The organism is Antarctobacter sediminis (genome assembly GCF_019218285.1).
GTDB lineage: Bacteria > Pseudomonadota > Alphaproteobacteria > Rhodobacterales > Rhodobacteraceae > Antarctobacter > Antarctobacter sediminis.
The window spans coordinates 200,702-217,959 of the sequence record NZ_JAHUZG010000003.1 but is presented as its reverse complement, the minus strand read 5'-3'; the positions used below and the strand labels follow the sequence as shown (position 1 = coordinate 217,959).

Here is a 17,258-nt window from a genome sequence, read left to right as displayed (position 1 = left end):
CGCGATGGGTTCGCCTTCGACTGGATCTGCCGGTGCGGGTGCACCGGCAGGCCCGCCGCGCGACCTGCTGCTGGGTGGCGTGATCGTGGTGCTCGGACTGACGCTGGTTTTCTGGATCATCCCGGCACAGGTCAATGACGCGGGCAGCTTTGGCCTGCCGCCCAGCCTTGCACCGCGTGTGCTGGCCTGGGGCATGGTGATCACCGGCGCGACACTGGTCGCCCAGAACCTACGCCGCGCGCCCAGTCCCGACCCGCTGGCGGGGAAACTGCGCTGGAGCGACCTTGGCCACCTTGTCCTTTGCGTGGTCTCCGTCGCCGGGATGCTGACTCTCATGCAGATCGTGGGTCAGGCCGTGTCCATGCCCTACGCCGGGTTCTGGGTGGCCGCGCCGCTGGGGTTGATCGCCTTCACCCTGATCCATACCGGCGCGCCGCTATGGGCCTATGCCTTCAACGCGCTGGTCGCGCCCGGGGCAATCTATGCCGGCTTCTGGTGGGGTCTGGACCTGCCGCTTCCCTGACTGGGGTACTATCATGGACATCATTGTCACTGCCTTTCTGGACGCCCTGTCGCTGTCCACCTTCCTGCCCGTCGTGCTTGGCGTTGTGATCGGAATCGTGATCGGAGCCATTCCCGGGCTGAATGCGCCCATGGCCATCGCCGTCGCCATTCCGCTGACCTTTACCATGGCGCCTTTGGCCGCCATCGGCCTGTTGGTCGGCGTGATGAAGGGGGGAGGTTTTGGCGGCGCCATCGGTGCGATCCTGCTGAACACCCCCGGCGAGCCGCATTCCGCAGCCACAGCACTGGATGGTCATCCGATGGCGAAATCGGGCAAACCGCGCCGTGCGCTGCAAACCGCACTGTATTCCTCGGTCGTCGGGGACAGTTGCTCTGACCTCGTTCTGATCCTGCTGGCGCCGACACTTGCAATCTTTGCCCTCAAGGCCGGGCCGGTCGAACTGGCCGCGATCCTGATCCTGTCGCTGACCCTGATCGCCTCGTTGTCGGGGCGGTCTCTGGCCAAGGGGATCTTTGCGGCGGCCCTGGGCGCGTTCCTCGCCACCGTTGGCGTCGACCCGGAAACCGCCGCGCCCCGGTTCACCTTTGGCATGGTCGAACTGTTCGACGGTCTGCCGCTGGCGGCTGTGGCCATTGGCGTGCTGGCCGTTCCCGAGATCTTCCAGCGCCTTCAGGATGGCCGCGAGCGTGCCCGGCCCGCCAAGGTTTCGGCCGACAGCGCAGGCCAAGACAGCCTGCCCTTCCGCGAGTTCCTGACCCTGCGGGTGCCCGTGCTGCGCGGAGCCGGTATCGGCACCGCCATCGGCGCGTTGCCGGGCCTTGGAACGACGCTGGCCGCCTTTCTCAGCTATGCCGCGACCAAGCGTTTCTCTGCGGCCCCCGACAAGCTGGGAACCGGCGCGACCGAGGGCATCGCCGCAACCGAAAGCGCCAATTCCGCTGTTTCGGGCGCCAACCTGATCCCGCTGTTGACGCTGGGCATTCCCGGCAACCTGACGGCGGCCCTGCTGGTGGGGGCCTTCCTGATCCACGGCGTGACGCCCGGACCGATGATCTTTCAGCGCGACGCACAACTGATCTATGGTCTGTTTGCCGCGATGATCATGGCCAATGTCATGGTTCTTCTGGTCGGAAGCCTGGGCCTGCGCGTCTTTGCCCTGATTGTAAAAGTCCCGCCCTACGTGATCTATCCGGTGGTCCTGCTACTGTGCGTGGTGGGCATCTACATCAGTCAGGGCGGGATCTTTGCCGTCTGGCTGATGCTGGGCTTCGCCGTGCTGGGCTTTGTGATGCAACGGCTGGAAATTTCGGTCGTCTGCTTCATCATCGGGCTGGTGCTGGGCCCCATGATCGAACTGTCGATCCGGCAATCGGTGATCCTGCTGTCCCGCAGCCCGGCCGCCATCCTCGAACATCCCTTCGCGCTTTGCCTTTTTGCCGCGACGCCATTCGTCGCCTGGATCTTGGTGCGCGACCGCAAACGACTGTCCGACGGATAAGGAAAGGACCGCCGATGAAAACGCCCTATACGCCTGACGCCAAAGGCCCGCTGAACGGGTTGCGCGTGCTGGATATGACCCGGCTGGCCGCCGGCAACATGATGACACATATGCTGGCCGATTTCGGTGCAGAGGTCATCAAGATAGAACGCCCCGGAAAGGGCGACGACCTGCGCCGCTTTGGCGAGGCAGAAAGCTGGTGGAAGGTCTATGCCCGGTCCAAGAAAAGCGTGACGCTGGACTTTCGGTCGGACGACGGGCGCGCGGTTCTGGACAAGCTGATCGGGACCGCCGACATCCTGTGCGAAAATTTCGTACCCGGCACCTTGGAAAAATGGGGCATGGGGCCGGACGACCTGTGGCGGTTGAACCCTGGTCTCATCATCGTGCGCGTTTCCGGCTGGGGCCAGACCGGCCCCTATCGAACCAAACCGGGCTTCGGCAGCCTGATCGAAGGCATGTCCGGATTTGCCGCCATGACCGGCTGGGCGGACAAGCCGCCGCTGCTGCCGCCGCTGGCACTGGCCGACATGGTGGCCGGTTTGGCGGGGTTCGGCGGCGTGCTTTCGGCGGTCATCGCGCGCCAGAACGGTGCGGCAAGGGGCCAAGTTGTGGACCTGTCGCTGTTCGAACCGCTTTTCGCCATCCTCGGACCATGGGCCGCCGCCTACGAGGCGACCGGCACGGTGCCGCAACGCAAGGGAAATTCCAGCGATGTGGCCGCGCCCCGCAATCTTTATCCCACCAAGGACGGCAAGTTCATCGCCATGTCGGCCTCGATGCAATCCATGTGGGAAAAGCTGGCGCAGGCCATCGGCCGCGCCGAGCTTGTCGAGGATCCGAAATTCCGCACGGCGCAGGCGCGGGTGCAAAACGCCGCGGAACTGGACGAGATCATCGCCGCCGCCATGAAGACACGGACGTTGGACGAGAACCTTGATTTCTTCGAGTCGCGCGGCGTGACCGTTGGCCCGATTTGCGACATCTCGGAACTGATTGACCACCCCTACATCCGGGGTCGCGAGGTCTTGCAGGACTTCGACTATGACGGCATGGCGCGCCTTCCGATGCACCAGTCCTTTCCGCGCCTCAGCGCAACCCCCGGCAGCGTCCGCGCCCCTGCTCCGAAGCTGGGCCAGCACACAGCCGAGGTTCTGGCCGGGGTCGGCATCGCCGAGACCGACTATCGCGATCTGGCCGCGCGGGGGATTTGCTGATGCGATCCTTCCTCTTTGTCCCCGTGCTGGAAGACCGGTTCATCCGCAAAGCGCCCAGCCGGGGAGCCGACGCCGTGGTTCTTGATCTGGAGGCCAGCATTGCCGCAGAGCGCAAGGATCAGGCCCGCGCGGCGCTGCCCGGTGCCGTCGCGCTATTGGCACCGCAAATGCCCGTCACGGTGCGCATCAACCCGCTTTGGCTGGCCGCGATTGACGACCTGCACGCAAGCGTCATTGACGGTGTTTCGATGCTGCACCTTGCCCTGTGTGAAAGCGCCGAGCATCTGCGCGCCGTCGATGCCATGGTCACGGAACTGGAAATCGCGCGCGGCCTGCCCCCCGGGGGGATCACCCTCATTGCCATGCTGGAATCCGCGCTTGCGGTATCCCGCGCGACAGAAATCGCCCATGCCTCGCCCCGTTTGGCGGGGCTGACACTTGGGGTCGAAGACTACGCCACCTCGATGGGGGTTGCCGCCACGCCGGACCTGTTGCGCCCGGCGGTTCAGCAGGTAATCCAGGCCGCGCGCTCTGCCAATCTGCCCGCCTACGCAGTTCCCGCCAGCATGGCCGATTTCCGCGATCTGGACGGGTTGCGCGACGCGGCGCATCTGGCCCGGCGAATGGGATCGGTCGGCTGCTATGCGGTTCACCCCGGGCAGGTTGCCGTGCTGAACGAGGTCTTTGGCACCACCGAACAGGAACGCGACTGGGCAAGACGGGTGCTGTCCGGCGCTGAAAAGGCCCGCCAACAGGGGCTGGGCGTCTTTCAGGTGGACGGCCAGATGATCGACCAGCCCCTGATCGACCGCGCAAGGCATATGCTGGCCCGCGAAAAGACCTAGCGCGCTCAGCTACAGATCTCTTGCACCTGCTGGCGGATCCATCGCGTCCTTGGGTCCGCATCATTGCGCCGATGCCAAAAGACGGACACCGGAAAGCGGCGCACTTCCAGCGGCGGTTCGGCCGTGACAAGGCCAAAACCGGCAGCGAACTGCCGCGCCACGCGTGCGGGCAGCGTGATCAGCGCCCCGGCCGAGGCCGTCGCCGCAAGCCCCGGCAGAAAGGCAGGCAACCCAAGAATGACCCGCCGCTCGCGCCCGATTTCTTGCAGGCGGTCGTCGACGACACCGCGCAGATCGCCCGCTGGCGAAATCAGAATGTGATCCGCCGCGCAATACTCGGCAAGACCGATGGCCGGCGCATCCGGCAGCGATTGGCGCGGGCCTGCGACCAGAAAGGACTCTTCGTACAGGACCTGCCCTCGAATAGAGTCCGGTACGTCCCACACAAACCCCAGCGAAAGGTCGGCACGCCCGTCCGACAGGGCCTCGACCGCATCGCCTCGCCCAAGCGGAAGGACAGACAGGGTCAGGCCCGGCGCGCTGCGACGCAAACGGGCGGCCAGCGCCGGTATCAGAACCGCCTGTTCGGCATCCAGTGCGGCAATACGCAGCTTGCCGTTGGCCTGTGCCGGGTCAAAGACCCGCGCCGCCCCCATGGCACCGCGCAAGGCATCGACGGCCTGCGTCACCGGAGCCTCCAGTGCCAGCGCCGTCGCCGTGGGATCCATCCCGTGCGGTCGCCGCAGGAACAACTCGTCGCCAAAGATGTCACGCAAACGCCGCAGGGCCTGACTGATCGCCGATTGGGTCAGACCCAGATCCGCCGCCACGTCCACGGCCTTGCGGTGACGCAACAACCCAAGGAACACCAGAAGAAGGGTCAGGTCCAATCGCCTGAGTTCAGAATTACTTAATTCAGACATGATCTTTATTCGTTATCATTTCTATCACTTCGCGAATATCTCCCCTGCAACGAATGAAGCAAGGGAAATATCCAATGCAGATCGCCATCATCGGAACAGGCAACGTGGGCAGTGCCATCGCGCATGGTCTTGCCGCCACGGACCATGCCGTCACTCTGGGCGCACGTGACCCGCAATCCGAAAAGGTCCTCGCGCTGGCGGAACGGACCGGGGCACGGGTTGCAACCCCGGCCAACGCCGCCGCAACCGCCGATATCATCGTCCTCGCGCTGCCTTGGGCCGCGGCGGAAAAGGCCGTTTCGTCATTGGGCGACCTTGGGGACAAGATTGTCATCGACTGCATGAACCCGCTGGGCATGGTCGACGGCGCGCTTGGGCTGCTCGCGGGTCATACGACCTCGGGCGGGGAAATGGTGCAGGGTTGGCTGGCCGGCACGCGCGTGGTCAAGACCCTGAACCAGGTCGGGGCAGAGATCATGGCCGACAACGCCGATCTGCCACAGCGTCCGGTCATGTTCATGGCGGGCGACGACGACAGCGCCAAGGCGCAGGTTGCAACCGTGCTGAATGATCTGGGTTTCGCGCCGCTGGACGCGGGCGACCTGACCAAGGCCCGCCTGCTGGAACCTTTTGGAATGCTCTGGATCAACCAGGCTCTGCAGCGCGGCAAGGGCCGCAACTGGGCCTTTGCAGCCGTGGAGGGCTGAGACATGACACTTGAAAACTCGAATATTCTTGTTGTCGGCGGAACCAAGGGCATCGGCCTTGCCACGGTCAGGGCTGCGCAGGCCTCCGGCGCGCAAGTCACAGCCACCGGGCGCAGCGCGGCGAGCCTTGCCGCCCTGCCCGAAGGCGTCGCCGGGGCCGTGCTGGACTTTACCAAACCCGCCTCCGTCGCGGACCTTGCCGATGGTATCGGGGCGCTGGACCACCTCGTGCTGACCGCCTCCAGCGACGTGGCGTGGGGGCCACTGGCAGAAACCGGCGAAGACGCGCTGCGCGCCGCCTTCGAGGCGAAGTTCTGGGGCTACTGGCGATTGATCCGCGCGCTGGCGCCCAAGCTGTCGCAAAATGGGTCGATCACGCTTGTCACCGGTGCCGCCGCGCGCGCGGCCATGCCGGGCACCTCCGGGCTGGCTGCCGTCAACGGCGCGCTCGAAGCCCTGTCCAAAGTGCTGGCCGTGGAACTGGCGCCGCTGCGGATCAACACCGTTTCGCCCGGGATGACCGCGACAGAAGCCTATGCAGGCCTGCCGGACGAAGCCCGCGAAGGCATGTTCAAGGCCACCGCCGCGCACCTGCCCCTGGGCCGCATCGGACACCCCCAAGACCTTGCCGAGGCCATCGTCATGGTCATGGCCAATTCCTTCCTCACTGGCGCAACGCTTGATGTCGACGGCGGCGCCCATCTTGCGCGCTGATCCGCGTGCCTTTCCCAAAGGAGACTGACATGTCCATTTCACGCAGAGACTTTATCAAGTCCGCCCCTGCCGTGGCGCTTGCCTCGGGCGGGCTAACACTATCGGCAGCCAAGGGTGCCCGCGCCGCGTCGGCTGATACGCCCGGCGACATCCTGATCGTCGTCGCGAACGAGATCCTGCATCCCACGATGGGCTTTCCTCTGGGGTTCTGGGCGGCAGAGCTGACCCACCCCTATGCGGAACTGGTGGCCCATGGTCACAGCATCACCATCGCCAGCCTTCAAGGCGGCAAGGTGACTGTGGATGCTTACTCCGATCCGCGTCACGACTCCGGCTATTCGGCACATGACTTCGTTTCGCTGGGCTTTCTGACTTCACCCCGCCATGCCGCCTTGCTGGAAACAACCGCGCCGCTGGACCGGATCGACCCGAACGACCACGCCGCGATCATCGTGGCAGGCGGGCAGGCCCCGATGTTTACCTTCCGCGACAACGCCGCGCTCAAGCGATTGATCCGCGCCTTTCACGACGCTGGCAAACCCACGGCTGCCCTGTGTCATGGCGTTTCGGCTCTGGTAGACGTGCAACTGGACGATGGCAGCTATCTTGTGGCGGGCAAATCCGTAACAGGGTTCTCGGCCGCCGAAGACGCCTATGTGGATGAGGTTCTGGGGGCAAAACTGTTCGACTGGTGGGTTGAACCGGCCCTGAGAGACCGGGGCGCACTGTACTCCGATGCCGGTATGTGGGCGAACTATGCCATTGCCGACGGCAACCTGATCACCGGGCAACAACAGAACTCGGGCGGCTCGGTCGCGCGGTTGATCCTTGACCAGTTGGGCTCGTGACACGGACCGGGGGCCGGCGGATCAACCGCCGCCCCCCTTTTGCTCCTGCCAGGCCTCTTCCATGGCCGCCGAAGACACCCTTGGCACCAGTGCCTTGACCAGATCGCGCATGTCCAGTTCACCCACCGGCTGCCCCCTGTGCATCACGCGGTACAATCTGGTCGTGTCTCCGCCCGACAGGGCGATCAGCTTTTCAAGGTTGTCTTCTGCGTCCACGTCCGCCTCGAACCGGGCATCCGGCGCAATCGGTTTCATGACGGACCGCACCCGCAACACCCGCGCGCGATTGATATCGCTGACGAAATCCTCGATGTAGGGATCTGCCGGATTCAGCAGGATACCTTGCGGTTCGCCCTGCTGCACCACGGCCCCGTCCTTGAGGATCACAAGGTGGTCGGCCAGCTTCAGCGCCTCATCCAGATCATGCGTGATGAAGATGATGGTCTTGTGCAGTTCCTCCTGCAACTCCAGCAAGAGATCCTGCATGTCGGTCCGGATCAGCGGATCCAGCGCCGAAAACGCCTCGTCCATCAGCATGATGTCGGAATTCGAGGTCAGCGCGCGTGCAATACCCACCCGCTGCTGCATGCCGCCTGACAGTTGCGCAGGGAAACGTGCCTCATATCCGGCAAGCCCGACGCGGGCCAACCATTTGCGCGCCTCGTCCTCGCGCTTTTGCAGGCCGACACCCTGCACCTGCAAGGCCATGGCGGCATTCTGCAAGACCGTCCGGTGCGGCAGCAGCGCAAACTTCTGAAACACCATCGACATGGTCTGTTGCCGCAACTGCCGCAATCCGGCCTGCGAAAGCTTGGTCACGTCCTGCCCATCCACGAGGATTTCGCCCGCCGTCGGTTCGATCAAGCGGTTCAGGTGGCGGATCAGAGTCGATTTGCCGGACCCCGACAGGCCCATGACCACGGTGGTTTCGCCCTTTTGCATGTCCACGTTGATGTCTTGAAGGCCAAGAACGTGTTTGTGGCGGTCCAACAACTCGGCCTTGCCGACGCCCTCGCGCACATGGCGCATCATTTCCTCCGGGCGGGCGCCGAAGATCTTGTACAGACCGCGCAGGCGGATCTTGGGGGCTGTATCGCTCATTCCGACCTCAATGGGTTTCATGGGTCACATTGATCCGCTGCAATGCGGCCTTGGAGGTCCGGTCCAGTACAACCGCCAGCAGCACGATCCCCAGACCGGCGATCATTCCGACGCCCAGTTCAAGATTGCGAATACCGCGCAGCACCAGAACGCCCAGACCCGGCGCCGACACCAGCGAGGCAATGACGACCATGGCAAGGCTCATCATGATGGTCTGGTTCACGCCCGCCATGATATTGGGCAACGCCAGCGGCAGTTCGACCCCCAACAACTTTTGTGACCGGCTCATCCCGAAGGCATCCGCCGCCTCGATCACATCCTTGTCGACCAGCCGGATGCCCAGATCGGTCAGCCGGATCACCGGAACGATGGCGTAGAGAATGATCGCAATGCCGTAAAGCTTTGATTCCGTGACGGAAAACAGGAATATCAGCGGAATCAGGTAGACAAAGCTGGGCAGGGTTTGCAACAGGTCCAGCACCGGGATGATCAATCGCTGCATCAGGTTGGATTTCGACATCAGGATGCCGATGGGAACGCCGATCACCACACAAAGCCCGGTACAGACAAAAATGATCGACAGCGTTTGCAGCGCGACATCCAGATGGTCGATCACGCCGAGAAACAGAAAGGTCGCCGCGACAAAGACCGTCACGGCAACCGAACGCGAAACAAGCCAGACCAGCGCAACCAGCAGCGGCACAAGGATCCACCACGGCATCGCGGTAAAGACATACAACATCCCGTCCAGCGCCCAGCTGAGCGGCTGCGTGATCGGGTCCAGCACCGATTTCAACCCGGCCCGCATCGACAGAAAGGTGTCTTCCAGCGCCGAGGTCATGTCCCGCGTCTGGGTAATCTGGGCACAGCTTTCGTGCAGTTCGTCAAGCGATGGAAAGGGAAAGACTTCGGCATTCGGATCGGCCTTTTCGCCGCCGACCTTTCCCAGCAACTGGGCCATCGACATCGGCCCGTCCTCTGCGCTTTGATCGCACCAATCGCGCAGTCCCAACTTGTCAAAGACACCATCATAGAACGCCATGCCGCCCTCCGTTGGTCTGAAAAGGCCCCGCCGCCCAAGGCGGCGAGGCAGGGGGGAGTGAGATTACTGCAACAGCGCGCTGAGGCGCGACCGTGCCTCGTCGTTCAGCCAGTTCGCCCAGGTGTCCTGATAGGTGGTCAGGAAATAGACCGCCGCCTCTTCGTAAGAGGCGCTGTTGTCGTCCTGCCATGCCAGAACCGCGCCCATCTGTTCGTTGGTAAAGGACATCAGCTTGAGAAACTCGACGACCTCGGGTTCGCGCTCCAGCAGATCGGGGGCGACAGCGGTCACCACCTTGGCCGTCGGATAGGCCGACAACTTGGGCGCGGTGCAATCGGGATCGGCGTTGCAGGTATGCGCATCCTGATCGAAGGGCGCGGTTTCCACCTGCACCATCGGGTATTTGCCCAGAACAGAGGTCGGCGCCCAATAATAGCCAAACCACGGTTCCTTGGCCGCATAGGCGGCGGCAATGGCCGTGGCCAAGGTTTCGCCCGAACCATGCTGGAACCGCTCGATCCCGTGGCCCGGCATGTCGACTGCCTTGGCGTTGTTCAGGTTGACCACGTCACAGGCCCAGCCCGCCGGGCAATCATGGAACCGGCCACCAACCAGTTGCGGATTGGCCAGAATGCCCTCCAGCGTCCGAAGTTCAGGGTGCGCCTCGGCAAGGTAGGCCGGGATCCACCATGCCTCGACCCCGCCATCGGCCAGCACATGCCCCAGTTCCACCAGTTTTCCCGCCGCGCGCAACTCTTCGTATACGGGCGAGGAATTGGTCCAGAGTTCGGTCAGGATGTCCGGCTCACCGGTTTCCGCGATCGAGGCCATGGCCGGCGTCGTCGAAGAAGGCACGGTCTTGACGGTGCAGCCATAGCCGTTTTCCAGCAGGAATTTCGCGACCGAGGTCACGACGGCGGATGACGCCCAGTCCATCTCGGTGATGGACACTTCGCCACAATCCGCCCAAGCGGCGCTTGATCCCAGCCCGGCACAGATCGCGGCTGCGGAAAGCATGGTCTTGATGGTCATTTCGGTCTCCCTGTCACGGTTTTTTTTGCTCCGACCATCGGGGATTCGCGCCCCTGTCCGAGCTGGAATGTCGTGAAGGATTGCCCGGATCTGGATGCGATGCGGTCAGATTTGGCCACCGTTTGAACCTGAATGGCCGGATTGCGCAGAAAATTCCCCGGCTTTGGTCAAGCAAAAACCCCCGGCGCCCAAAGGGCACCGGGGGTGGGGACACCAACTGTGCCAAAGCGGCAGCAGCGGTGAAGGATCAGGTCAGCGCAGCCGGTTCGTGGCGCGCAACATGGCGGTGATCAGCGCGTCGCGCTGTGCCGAAAGCTGAGCCGGGGTTTGCCCCTGTGCCTCGTCCCGGACACCCTGAATCAGGGTTTGGGCAATCTCGTCGTTCAGCCGGACCTGGCCCAGATCTTCCCACCAGCCGTTGAATGTATCGGAAAAATGATCGCAGAAGGATTGCAGGCCGCCCTCGCCCGCGCCGAGGTTGAACAGCATGGTTGGCCCCATCGCGGCCCATCGCAGGCCCGGCCCCGCCCAAACCGCCTTATCCACGTCCTCGACGCTGGCCACCCCTTCGACCACAAGGCTGATCGCCTCGCGCCAGATCGCCGCTTGCAGACGGTTGGCCACATGGCCGTTCTTTTCCTTGTTCAACCGGATGGTGACCTTGCCAACGGCCGTATAGAAACGGTCCGCCGCCTCTACCGCCGCGGGATCGGTGCGGTCATTGCCAAGGATTTCGACCAGCGGGATCAGGTGCGGCGGGTTGAACGGATGTCCAAGGACAAAGCGCGACGGGTCTTCCCACCCGCCTTGCATCTGGCTGAGCATCAGCCCCGAGGCCGAACTGGCGACGATGGCCTCTGGCTTCAGCACCGGTTCGATCTCGGCAAAGGTGGCGTGTTTGATCGGCAGGCGTTCGGGCACGTTTTCCTGTACGAAATCCGCCCCCGCGACCGCCTCTGCCGCCGTCGCGCAAAAGCGGATCGCATCCGGCGTGCCATTGGTCGTCAGCCCCAGTTCGGTCATCGTCGGCCAGGCCGTTTCGATATAGTCACGGACCTGCCGTTCCACGTCAGGTGCCGGATCATACAGCGCGACCGAACGACCGGAGGCAAGGAACAGCGCCGCCCAGCTGGCACCGATGACGCCGCCCCCAAGGCAGGCGGTTTGTACAAAATCCATCAGAACAATCCCGGATTGAGGGGCGAGGCAGCCGTCATGCCGCCATCGACCGTGAAACACTCTCCGCTTACGTATGCCGCCTGCTCGGACGCCAGCCAAGAGACCATGTTGGCAATATCCCTTGGTTCGCCAAACCGTCCCACCGGGTGACGGGCCAGCGCGTCGGCCATGGCCTTTTCAGGATCGCGGGCCAGCGCAAAGCCGTCCTCGGCCATTTCCGTCATGATCCATCCCGGCCGGATCGCGTTACAGCGGACCTTGGGCCCGTGGTCGACGGCAATCGAGCGGGTCAGCCCGTGCACAAACGCCTTGGACGCATTGTAAAGCGCCATGGACGGGTCCGCGACCATGCCGGAAATCGAGCCGATATTGACGATGCTGCCACCGCTGTCGCCCATTCCGGGCAGGACGGCGCGGCACATGTTGAAGACACCCTTGCAGTTGACGTTCATCACCAGATCCCAGTCGGCATCGTCGCTGTCGGCCACGGTCTTTTCGACCTGCACGCCTGCGTTGTTGACCAACAAACGCACGGGGCCATACGCGGTGCTCGCGGCCTGGACCAGCGCCTCTGCCTCGACGGTTCGGGACACATCGGCCGTCACCCATAGTACCCGCTCGGGCAGATCCGCAGGACGCGCGCCGCGTCCGCAGGTCACAACCTCATAGCCATCCGCCAACAGCCGATCCACGATGGCCCGGCCGATACCCCGGCTGCCGCCGGTCACGATTGCCGCATCAGCCATGGGCCACCATCACGTGCCGGATCGAGGTATAGGCGTCCAGCGCATAGACGCTCATGTCGCACCCGGTGCCCGACCCTTTCATCGCGGCCCAAGGCATTTCCGGCGTACCGACGCCGTGGGTGTTCACCCATGTGAACCCGTAGCGCAGGCGCGAGGTCACATCCATCGCGCGGCCAACATTCGCTGTCCAGACCGAGGAGGCAAGCCCATAGCGTCCGGTGTTCGCTACGCTGACCGCCTCATCCGCATCGCTGAACCGCGACAGGGTAACAACCGGGCCAAACACCTCTCGCGTGGCGATTTCGGCATCATTGTCCACATTGGCCAGCACCGTGGGCCGGTAGAAATAGCCCGGCCCATCGCCTTGCGCCCCGCCGGTGACCACTTCGCAGGTGGCGCGGGCGCGGTCGACGAAATCCGCCACACGGCTGCGCTGTGGTTCGGAAACGATCGGCCCCATCTCTGTTCCCTCGGCTTTCTGCGCGCCGATGCGGATCTCTTTCACCTGCGCCTCGACCGCTGCTACCAACCGGTCATAGACGCCGTCCTGCACCATCACGCGACAAGGTTGGGCGCAGTCCTGCCCGGCGTTGAAGAAACTGCCATAGCGAATAGTCTCGGCCACGGCGTCGATGTCGGCATCGTCAAAGACGATGACCGGCGCCTTGCCGCCCAGTTCAAGGTGCACATGGCGGATCTGCTGCCCGGCGGCGCGCATCGCGGCCATGCCGGTGGCGGGTGATCCGGTGACGGTGATCGCCTCCATCTGAGGGCTGTTGATCAGCCTGTCGCCAATGGTTGGCCCGCGCCCGTGGATCACGTTCAGCACGCCTTTGGGCAACACCTCGTTCAACAACTCCGCCGCGCGCAGAGTGGACAGCGGGGTGATCTCGGAAGGTTTGAGGACCACGGTACAGCCCGCCGCAATTGGCGCGGCCAGTTTCCAAGCCGCCATCATCAGCGGATAGTTCCAAGGCGCAATGGCCGCCACCGGCCCCACCGGATCGCGGCGGATCATGCTGGTATGGCCCGCCACGTATTCCCCCGCCGCCGAACCGGTCATGGTGCGCGCCGCCCCGGCAAAGAACCGGAAGGTGTCGATGGTCAGCGGCATCTCGTCATCACGGGCCGAGGGCCACGGCTTGCCCACGTCAAGGCTTTCCAGTTCGGCCAGTTCGTCCTGATGCGCCTCCAGCACGTCTGCGATCTGCAACAACAGAGCAGACCGTTCTGCCGGGGTGCTGCGCGAGGTCATGGCAAACGCCTCTTCGGAGCCGCGCACAGCGGCCTCGACCTGTTCGGCGCTGGCTTCGGCCACCTGCGCCACCTCGGCCCCGGTGGCCGGGTCGATCACCGACAGCGCCTCGCCTTCGCCTGCCACCAGTTCGCCGTTGATCAGCAGTTTCGTCTGCATGTTCCCCTCCCCTTCAAAAGGCGACCTGATCGCCGCCCTTCAGGCCCAGTCGCGCGCGCGCCTCTGCCGGGGTGGCGACCGTCAAGCCGAGATTTTCGATGATGGCGCGAATCTTGTGCACCTGCTGGGCGCTGGACACCGCCTTTTCGCCCGGCCCGATATACAGGCTGTCTTCCATGCCGACGCGCACGTTGCCGCCCAGCAGCGCGCTTTGCGTGGTAAAGGGCATCTGGTGCCGTCCCGCCGCCAGCACCGACCATTCATAATCGTTGCCGAACAGCTTGTTGGCGATGGTGTGCATATGCATCAGGTTGTCCAGATCGGCCCCGACGCCGCCAAGAATGCCAAAGACCATCTGCACAAAGATCGGCCCCTCGATCCAGCCCTGATCGCGGATCCATGCAAGGTTATACAGGTGGCCAAGGTCGTAGCATTCAAACTCGAACCGCGTGCCGTGACCCTGCCCCAGTTCCTTGAGGCAATATTCGATATCCGCGAAGGTATTGCGGAAAATGAAATCGCGGGTCATGTCGAGGAACTCGGGTTCCCAGTCGTGTTTCCAGTTCGAATACTTGTCCTTCATCGGGAAGATGCCAAAATTCATCGACCCGATGTTCATGCTGGCCATTTCCGGGCTGGCGCGCGTGGCAGCGCGCAGGCGTTCCTCACGCGACATGCCCAAACCACCACCGGTCGAGACATTCATGACCGCATCCGTCGCCTGTTTGATGCGCGGCAGGAAGTCCATGAACAGGTCCGGATCGGGATCGGGCTTGCCGGTTTCGGGATCCCGCGCATGCAGATGGATGATGGATGCCCCGGCCTCGGCCGCCTCGATGCTGGCCTGCGCGATCTCTGTCGGGGTGATCGGCAGATGCTCGGACATGGTGGGCGTATGGATGCCGCCGGTGGGCGCGCAGGTGATGATGACGGATTTGCTCATTCTGCGGGGTCCTCTGCCAATGAAGCGGTTTGCGCCACGACACGCAGATGCGCGCCACGGTCCGGCGGGATCCAGACCGGCGCGCGCCATGCCATTTCACCAAAAGCGAACTGTGGCGTGGGCGGTGGCGCATCCTGCGCGGCCTGCCTGTCTTTGGCCAGCTTCACAGCTTCATTTGCTGGACCTGGGCCGACAGCCCGCCATCCAGCACCCAAAGTTGACCGCTGGCATACCGCGCCTCGTCCGAGGCCAGCCAGTTGACGAGGTTCGCAATGTCCTCGGGCGTGCCGTAAGTCCGCATCGGGTGCACGTCGCGCACCGCCTGTTGCAACTGGTCGATGGATTTGCCGCCAGCGCCCGACCCGTCGCCGGTGAAAAAGCTCTGCAACATCGGCGTGTCGATATAGCCGGGGCAAATGGCGTTGACGCGAATGCCCTCGGGGCCGTGGTCGCAGGCCATGGCGCGGGTCAGCGCGTGAACCGCGCCCTTGGTGGCGCAATAGGCGGCAAGACCGGGGTCCGCGATGAACCCGTCATAGCTGCCAAAATTGATGATGCTGGCAGAACTGCCATGCGCCGCCGCCGCCCGCATCAACGGCAAAGCGTGTTTCGACGTCAGGAATGTGCCGGTGACATTGACCGCGAAACTGCGGTTCCATTCCTCCAGCGAGGTGTCCTCGATTGTCTTTTCAATCTCGATCCCGGCGGCGTTCACCAGAATGTCCAGCCGACCGTGATCGGCCTGCACCTGTGCCATGGCCGCCGTCACCGCCGCTTCGTCGGCGACATTCATCGCCACGAACAGGCTGCCATCGTCGTCATGTTCCGCCAGCGATCCCTGCGGTGTCAGATCGGCGGCATAGACCGTTGCACCTTCGCGCAGAAAGCGCGCGACGATGGCGCGGCCGATCCCGCCGCGCCCGCCGGTGACAAGGGCAATCTTTCCTTCAAGCATCATCTTGGTGAACCTCTGTCGCGGGCGGGAACCGATAGCGGCCAGCGGCCTCGGTCCAGTCCATGTGATTGCGGACATATTGCTGGCTGGCGTCCGAAGGCGGGTTGTAATCCCAGTGCTCTCCGGATCCGGCGGCCATCGCCACATGCAGCGCGCGGCGTGATTTCTGCGTCTTGATGACATCGGCGCGCAGCTTTTCGCTGTCCCAGCGCCGGGCAACCTCTGCCGCAAATTCCCGCGCCGCCTCCGCATAGGCGGGATCCGTAGCCAGGTTGCGCCGTTCCAAAGGATCCGCCGCAAGATCGTAGAGCTGCGGCGGGTCTGGATCACAGTGAATGTATTTCAGCGGCCCGCGCCGGATCATGAACACCGGATAGGGAGTCATCTCGGCGCAGTATTCCCCGATTGCCTCGTCCCGGTCCGTCTTTTCGCCGCGTACCAAGGGCATCAGTGAACGTCCGTCGATCGGTTCGCCCAAGACGCTTTCGTCCCCGCCAGCGATATCGACAAAGGTCGGCAGCAGGTCGATCAGGGAACAGGCATTCGAAACCCGGCCCTCCGCCACCCCCGGCCCCGCCATGATCAGAGGAACGCGGGCGGAGTGTTCAAAGAAGTTCATCTTGTACCACAGGCCACGCTCGCCCAGCATGTCGCCGTGATCGGCGGTGACGATGACGATGGTATTGTCCAGTTCGCCGATGTCCGTCAGCGCCTTGACGATTTCGCCCAGCTTGCTGTCGAAATAACTGACATTCGCCAGGTAGGCGCGGCGCGCGCGGCGGACCTCGGCCTCGGTCAGGGGGACATGGCTGGCCTCGATCCCGTCCATCACGCGGCGCGAAAACGGATCCTGCTGCTCTGGTGCCAGCACGAACTCTGGCATGTCGATCTCGTCGTCGGAATAGAGGTTCCACCATTCCGGCTGTGCCACATAGGGATCATGCGGGTGAATAAAGCTGGCCACCATGCAGAAAGGCGCCTTGCTGCCCTGCGCCCGGTCCCGGCCGCGGTCGATCAGCCAGCGGCGGGCGGCAAAACTGACCTCGTCATCGTAGTCGGTCTGAAAGGTGGCAACGGCCATGCCGCTTTCCTTGACCGTTTGCATGTTGTGATACCACTTGTCGATCCGCTCGTCATGCGCCTCCCAATCCGGGGTCCATGCGAAATCCGCCGGGTAGATGTCGGTGGTCACGCGATCCTGAAAGCCGTGTTTCTGATCCGGTCCGACAAAATGCATCTTGCCCGACAGGCAGGTGCGATAGCCCAGCGCCTGAAGGTAATGCGCAAAGGTCGGCACGCTGGCGCGAAATTCAGAGGCGTTGTCATAGGCGGCGATCCGGCTGATCAACTGCCCCGACATGAAGGCAAAGCGCGATGGCGCGCAAAGCGGCGAGTTGCAATAGGCCGCGTCAAAGCGCATCCCCCGCGCCGCCAGCGCATCCATATGCGGCGTGCGTGCAACCGGGTGGCCGTAGGCACCGCAGAACTGCGGCGCCAGTTGGTCGGCCATGACGACCACGATATTGAGTTTCCTCGGCATTTTCCTGATGTCCCTGTTAACCGATGAA

The 17,258-nt window shown here is 63.6% G+C and carries 18 protein-coding genes; 7 read left to right on the top strand and 11 right to left on the bottom strand.

Translation table 11 applies throughout. The annotated features are described in order from the left end of the window. Positions 1–4: 4 nt before the first annotated feature. From KJP30_RS16125 to KJP30_RS16110, 4 genes are read left to right on the top strand one after another with little or no spacing between them, the layout of a single operon-like run. Positions 5–523: a tripartite tricarboxylate transporter TctB family protein gene (locus KJP30_RS16125; protein ID WP_218450368.1), complete on the top strand. Its 519-nt coding sequence runs from the start codon at positions 5–7 to the stop codon at positions 521–523. 13 nt (positions 524–536) lie between these two features. Beyond that, a complete protein-coding gene (locus KJP30_RS16120; RefSeq protein ID WP_218450367.1) occupies positions 537–2,024 on the top strand; it encodes a tripartite tricarboxylate transporter permease in 1,488 nt (495 codons plus the stop codon). Between the two features lie 14 nt (positions 2,025–2,038). After that, positions 2,039–3,241 carry a CaiB/BaiF CoA transferase family protein gene (locus tag KJP30_RS16115; protein ID WP_218450366.1) on the top strand — a complete coding sequence of 401 codons (1,203 nt, stop codon included), beginning with the start codon at positions 2,039–2,041 and terminating at the stop codon, positions 3,239–3,241. Continuing rightward, positions 3,241–4,086: an HpcH/HpaI aldolase/citrate lyase family protein gene (locus KJP30_RS16110; RefSeq protein ID WP_218450365.1), complete on the top strand. Its 846-nt coding sequence runs from the start codon at positions 3,241–3,243 to the stop codon at positions 4,084–4,086. Before KJP30_RS16115 ends, KJP30_RS16110 begins: the two co-directional genes overlap by 1 nt. 5 nt (positions 4,087–4,091) lie before the next feature. Here KJP30_RS16110 and KJP30_RS16105 read toward each other — a convergent pair whose 3' ends face one another. Then, positions 4,092–5,009, bottom strand: coding sequence for a LysR family transcriptional regulator (locus KJP30_RS16105; RefSeq protein WP_218450364.1), 918 nt, complete (start codon positions 5,007–5,009; stop codon positions 4,092–4,094). 74 nt (positions 5,010–5,083) lie between these two features. Here KJP30_RS16105 and KJP30_RS16100 point away from each other — a divergent pair, with 74 nt between their 5' ends. Genes KJP30_RS16100 through KJP30_RS16090 form a run of 3 tightly spaced genes read left to right on the top strand, consistent with a single transcriptional unit; the run spans position 5,084 to position 7,278 of the window. Further along, positions 5,084–5,716, top strand: a complete 633-nt coding sequence (locus KJP30_RS16100) for an NADPH-dependent F420 reductase (RefSeq protein WP_218450363.1) — start codon at positions 5,084–5,086, stop codon at positions 5,714–5,716. Between the two features lie 3 nt (positions 5,717–5,719). Beyond that, positions 5,720–6,430 carry an SDR family oxidoreductase gene (locus KJP30_RS16095; protein ID WP_218450362.1) on the top strand — a complete coding sequence of 237 codons (711 nt, stop codon included), beginning with the start codon at positions 5,720–5,722 and terminating at the stop codon, positions 6,428–6,430. Positions 6,431–6,459: 29 nt separating this feature from the next. Continuing rightward, positions 6,460–7,278 (top strand): type 1 glutamine amidotransferase domain-containing protein, encoded by an 819-nt coding sequence (locus KJP30_RS16090; RefSeq protein ID WP_218450361.1) that lies wholly within the window; start codon positions 6,460–6,462, stop codon positions 7,276–7,278. A gap of 21 nt (positions 7,279–7,299) precedes the next feature. Here the strand turns inward: KJP30_RS16090 and KJP30_RS16085 are convergent, their stop codons facing one another. The 10 genes from KJP30_RS16085 to betC all read right to left on the bottom strand — a co-directional run bounded on the left by KJP30_RS16085 (position 7,300) and on the right by betC (position 17,230). Further along, the gene (locus KJP30_RS16085) at positions 7,300–8,379 is read right to left on the bottom strand and encodes a quaternary amine ABC transporter ATP-binding protein (protein WP_218450360.1); all 1,080 of its coding nucleotides are present in this window, start codon (positions 8,377–8,379) and stop codon (positions 7,300–7,302) included. 7 nt (positions 8,380–8,386) lie between these two features. Beyond that, the gene (locus KJP30_RS16080; RefSeq protein ID WP_218450359.1) at positions 8,387–9,421 is read right to left on the bottom strand and encodes an ABC transporter permease; all 1,035 of its coding nucleotides are present in this window, start codon (positions 9,419–9,421) and stop codon (positions 8,387–8,389) included. A gap of 63 nt (positions 9,422–9,484) precedes the next feature. Beyond that, positions 9,485–10,453, bottom strand: a complete 969-nt coding sequence (locus KJP30_RS16075) for an ABC transporter substrate-binding protein (protein WP_218450358.1) — start codon at positions 10,451–10,453, stop codon at positions 9,485–9,487. Between the two features lie 252 nt (positions 10,454–10,705). Beyond that, the gene (locus KJP30_RS16070; RefSeq protein ID WP_218450357.1) at positions 10,706–11,632 is read right to left on the bottom strand and encodes a 3-hydroxyacyl-CoA dehydrogenase NAD-binding domain-containing protein; all 927 of its coding nucleotides are present in this window, start codon (positions 11,630–11,632) and stop codon (positions 10,706–10,708) included. After that, positions 11,632–12,378: an SDR family NAD(P)-dependent oxidoreductase gene (locus tag KJP30_RS16065; RefSeq protein WP_218450356.1), complete on the bottom strand. Its 747-nt coding sequence runs from the start codon at positions 12,376–12,378 to the stop codon at positions 11,632–11,634. The genes KJP30_RS16070 and KJP30_RS16065 overlap by 1 nt, the downstream gene beginning before the upstream one ends. Further along, positions 12,371–13,792: an aminobutyraldehyde dehydrogenase gene (locus KJP30_RS16060; RefSeq protein WP_218450355.1), complete on the bottom strand. Its 1,422-nt coding sequence runs from the start codon at positions 13,790–13,792 to the stop codon at positions 12,371–12,373. The genes KJP30_RS16065 and KJP30_RS16060 overlap by 8 nt, the downstream gene beginning before the upstream one ends. Positions 13,793–13,805: 13 nt before the next feature. Next, positions 13,806–14,735, bottom strand: coding sequence for a 3,5-dioxohexanoate:acetyl-CoA acetone transferase (gene kce / locus KJP30_RS16055; RefSeq protein ID WP_218450354.1), 930 nt, complete (start codon positions 14,733–14,735; stop codon positions 13,806–13,808). Then, positions 14,732–14,902, bottom strand: coding sequence for a hypothetical protein (locus KJP30_RS16050; protein ID WP_218450353.1), 171 nt, complete (start codon positions 14,900–14,902; stop codon positions 14,732–14,734). Before KJP30_RS16050 ends, kce begins: the two co-directional genes overlap by 4 nt. After that, positions 14,899–15,690 carry an SDR family NAD(P)-dependent oxidoreductase gene (locus KJP30_RS16045; RefSeq protein ID WP_246594585.1) on the bottom strand — a complete coding sequence of 264 codons (792 nt, stop codon included), beginning with the start codon at positions 15,688–15,690 and terminating at the stop codon, positions 14,899–14,901. Before KJP30_RS16045 ends, KJP30_RS16050 begins: the two co-directional genes overlap by 4 nt. Continuing rightward, complete coding sequence (gene betC / locus KJP30_RS16040) at positions 15,683–17,230, bottom strand: choline-sulfatase (protein WP_218450351.1); 1,548 nt, start codon at positions 17,228–17,230, stop codon at positions 15,683–15,685. Before betC ends, KJP30_RS16045 begins: the two co-directional genes overlap by 8 nt. Positions 17,231–17,258 lie beyond the last annotated feature (28 nt).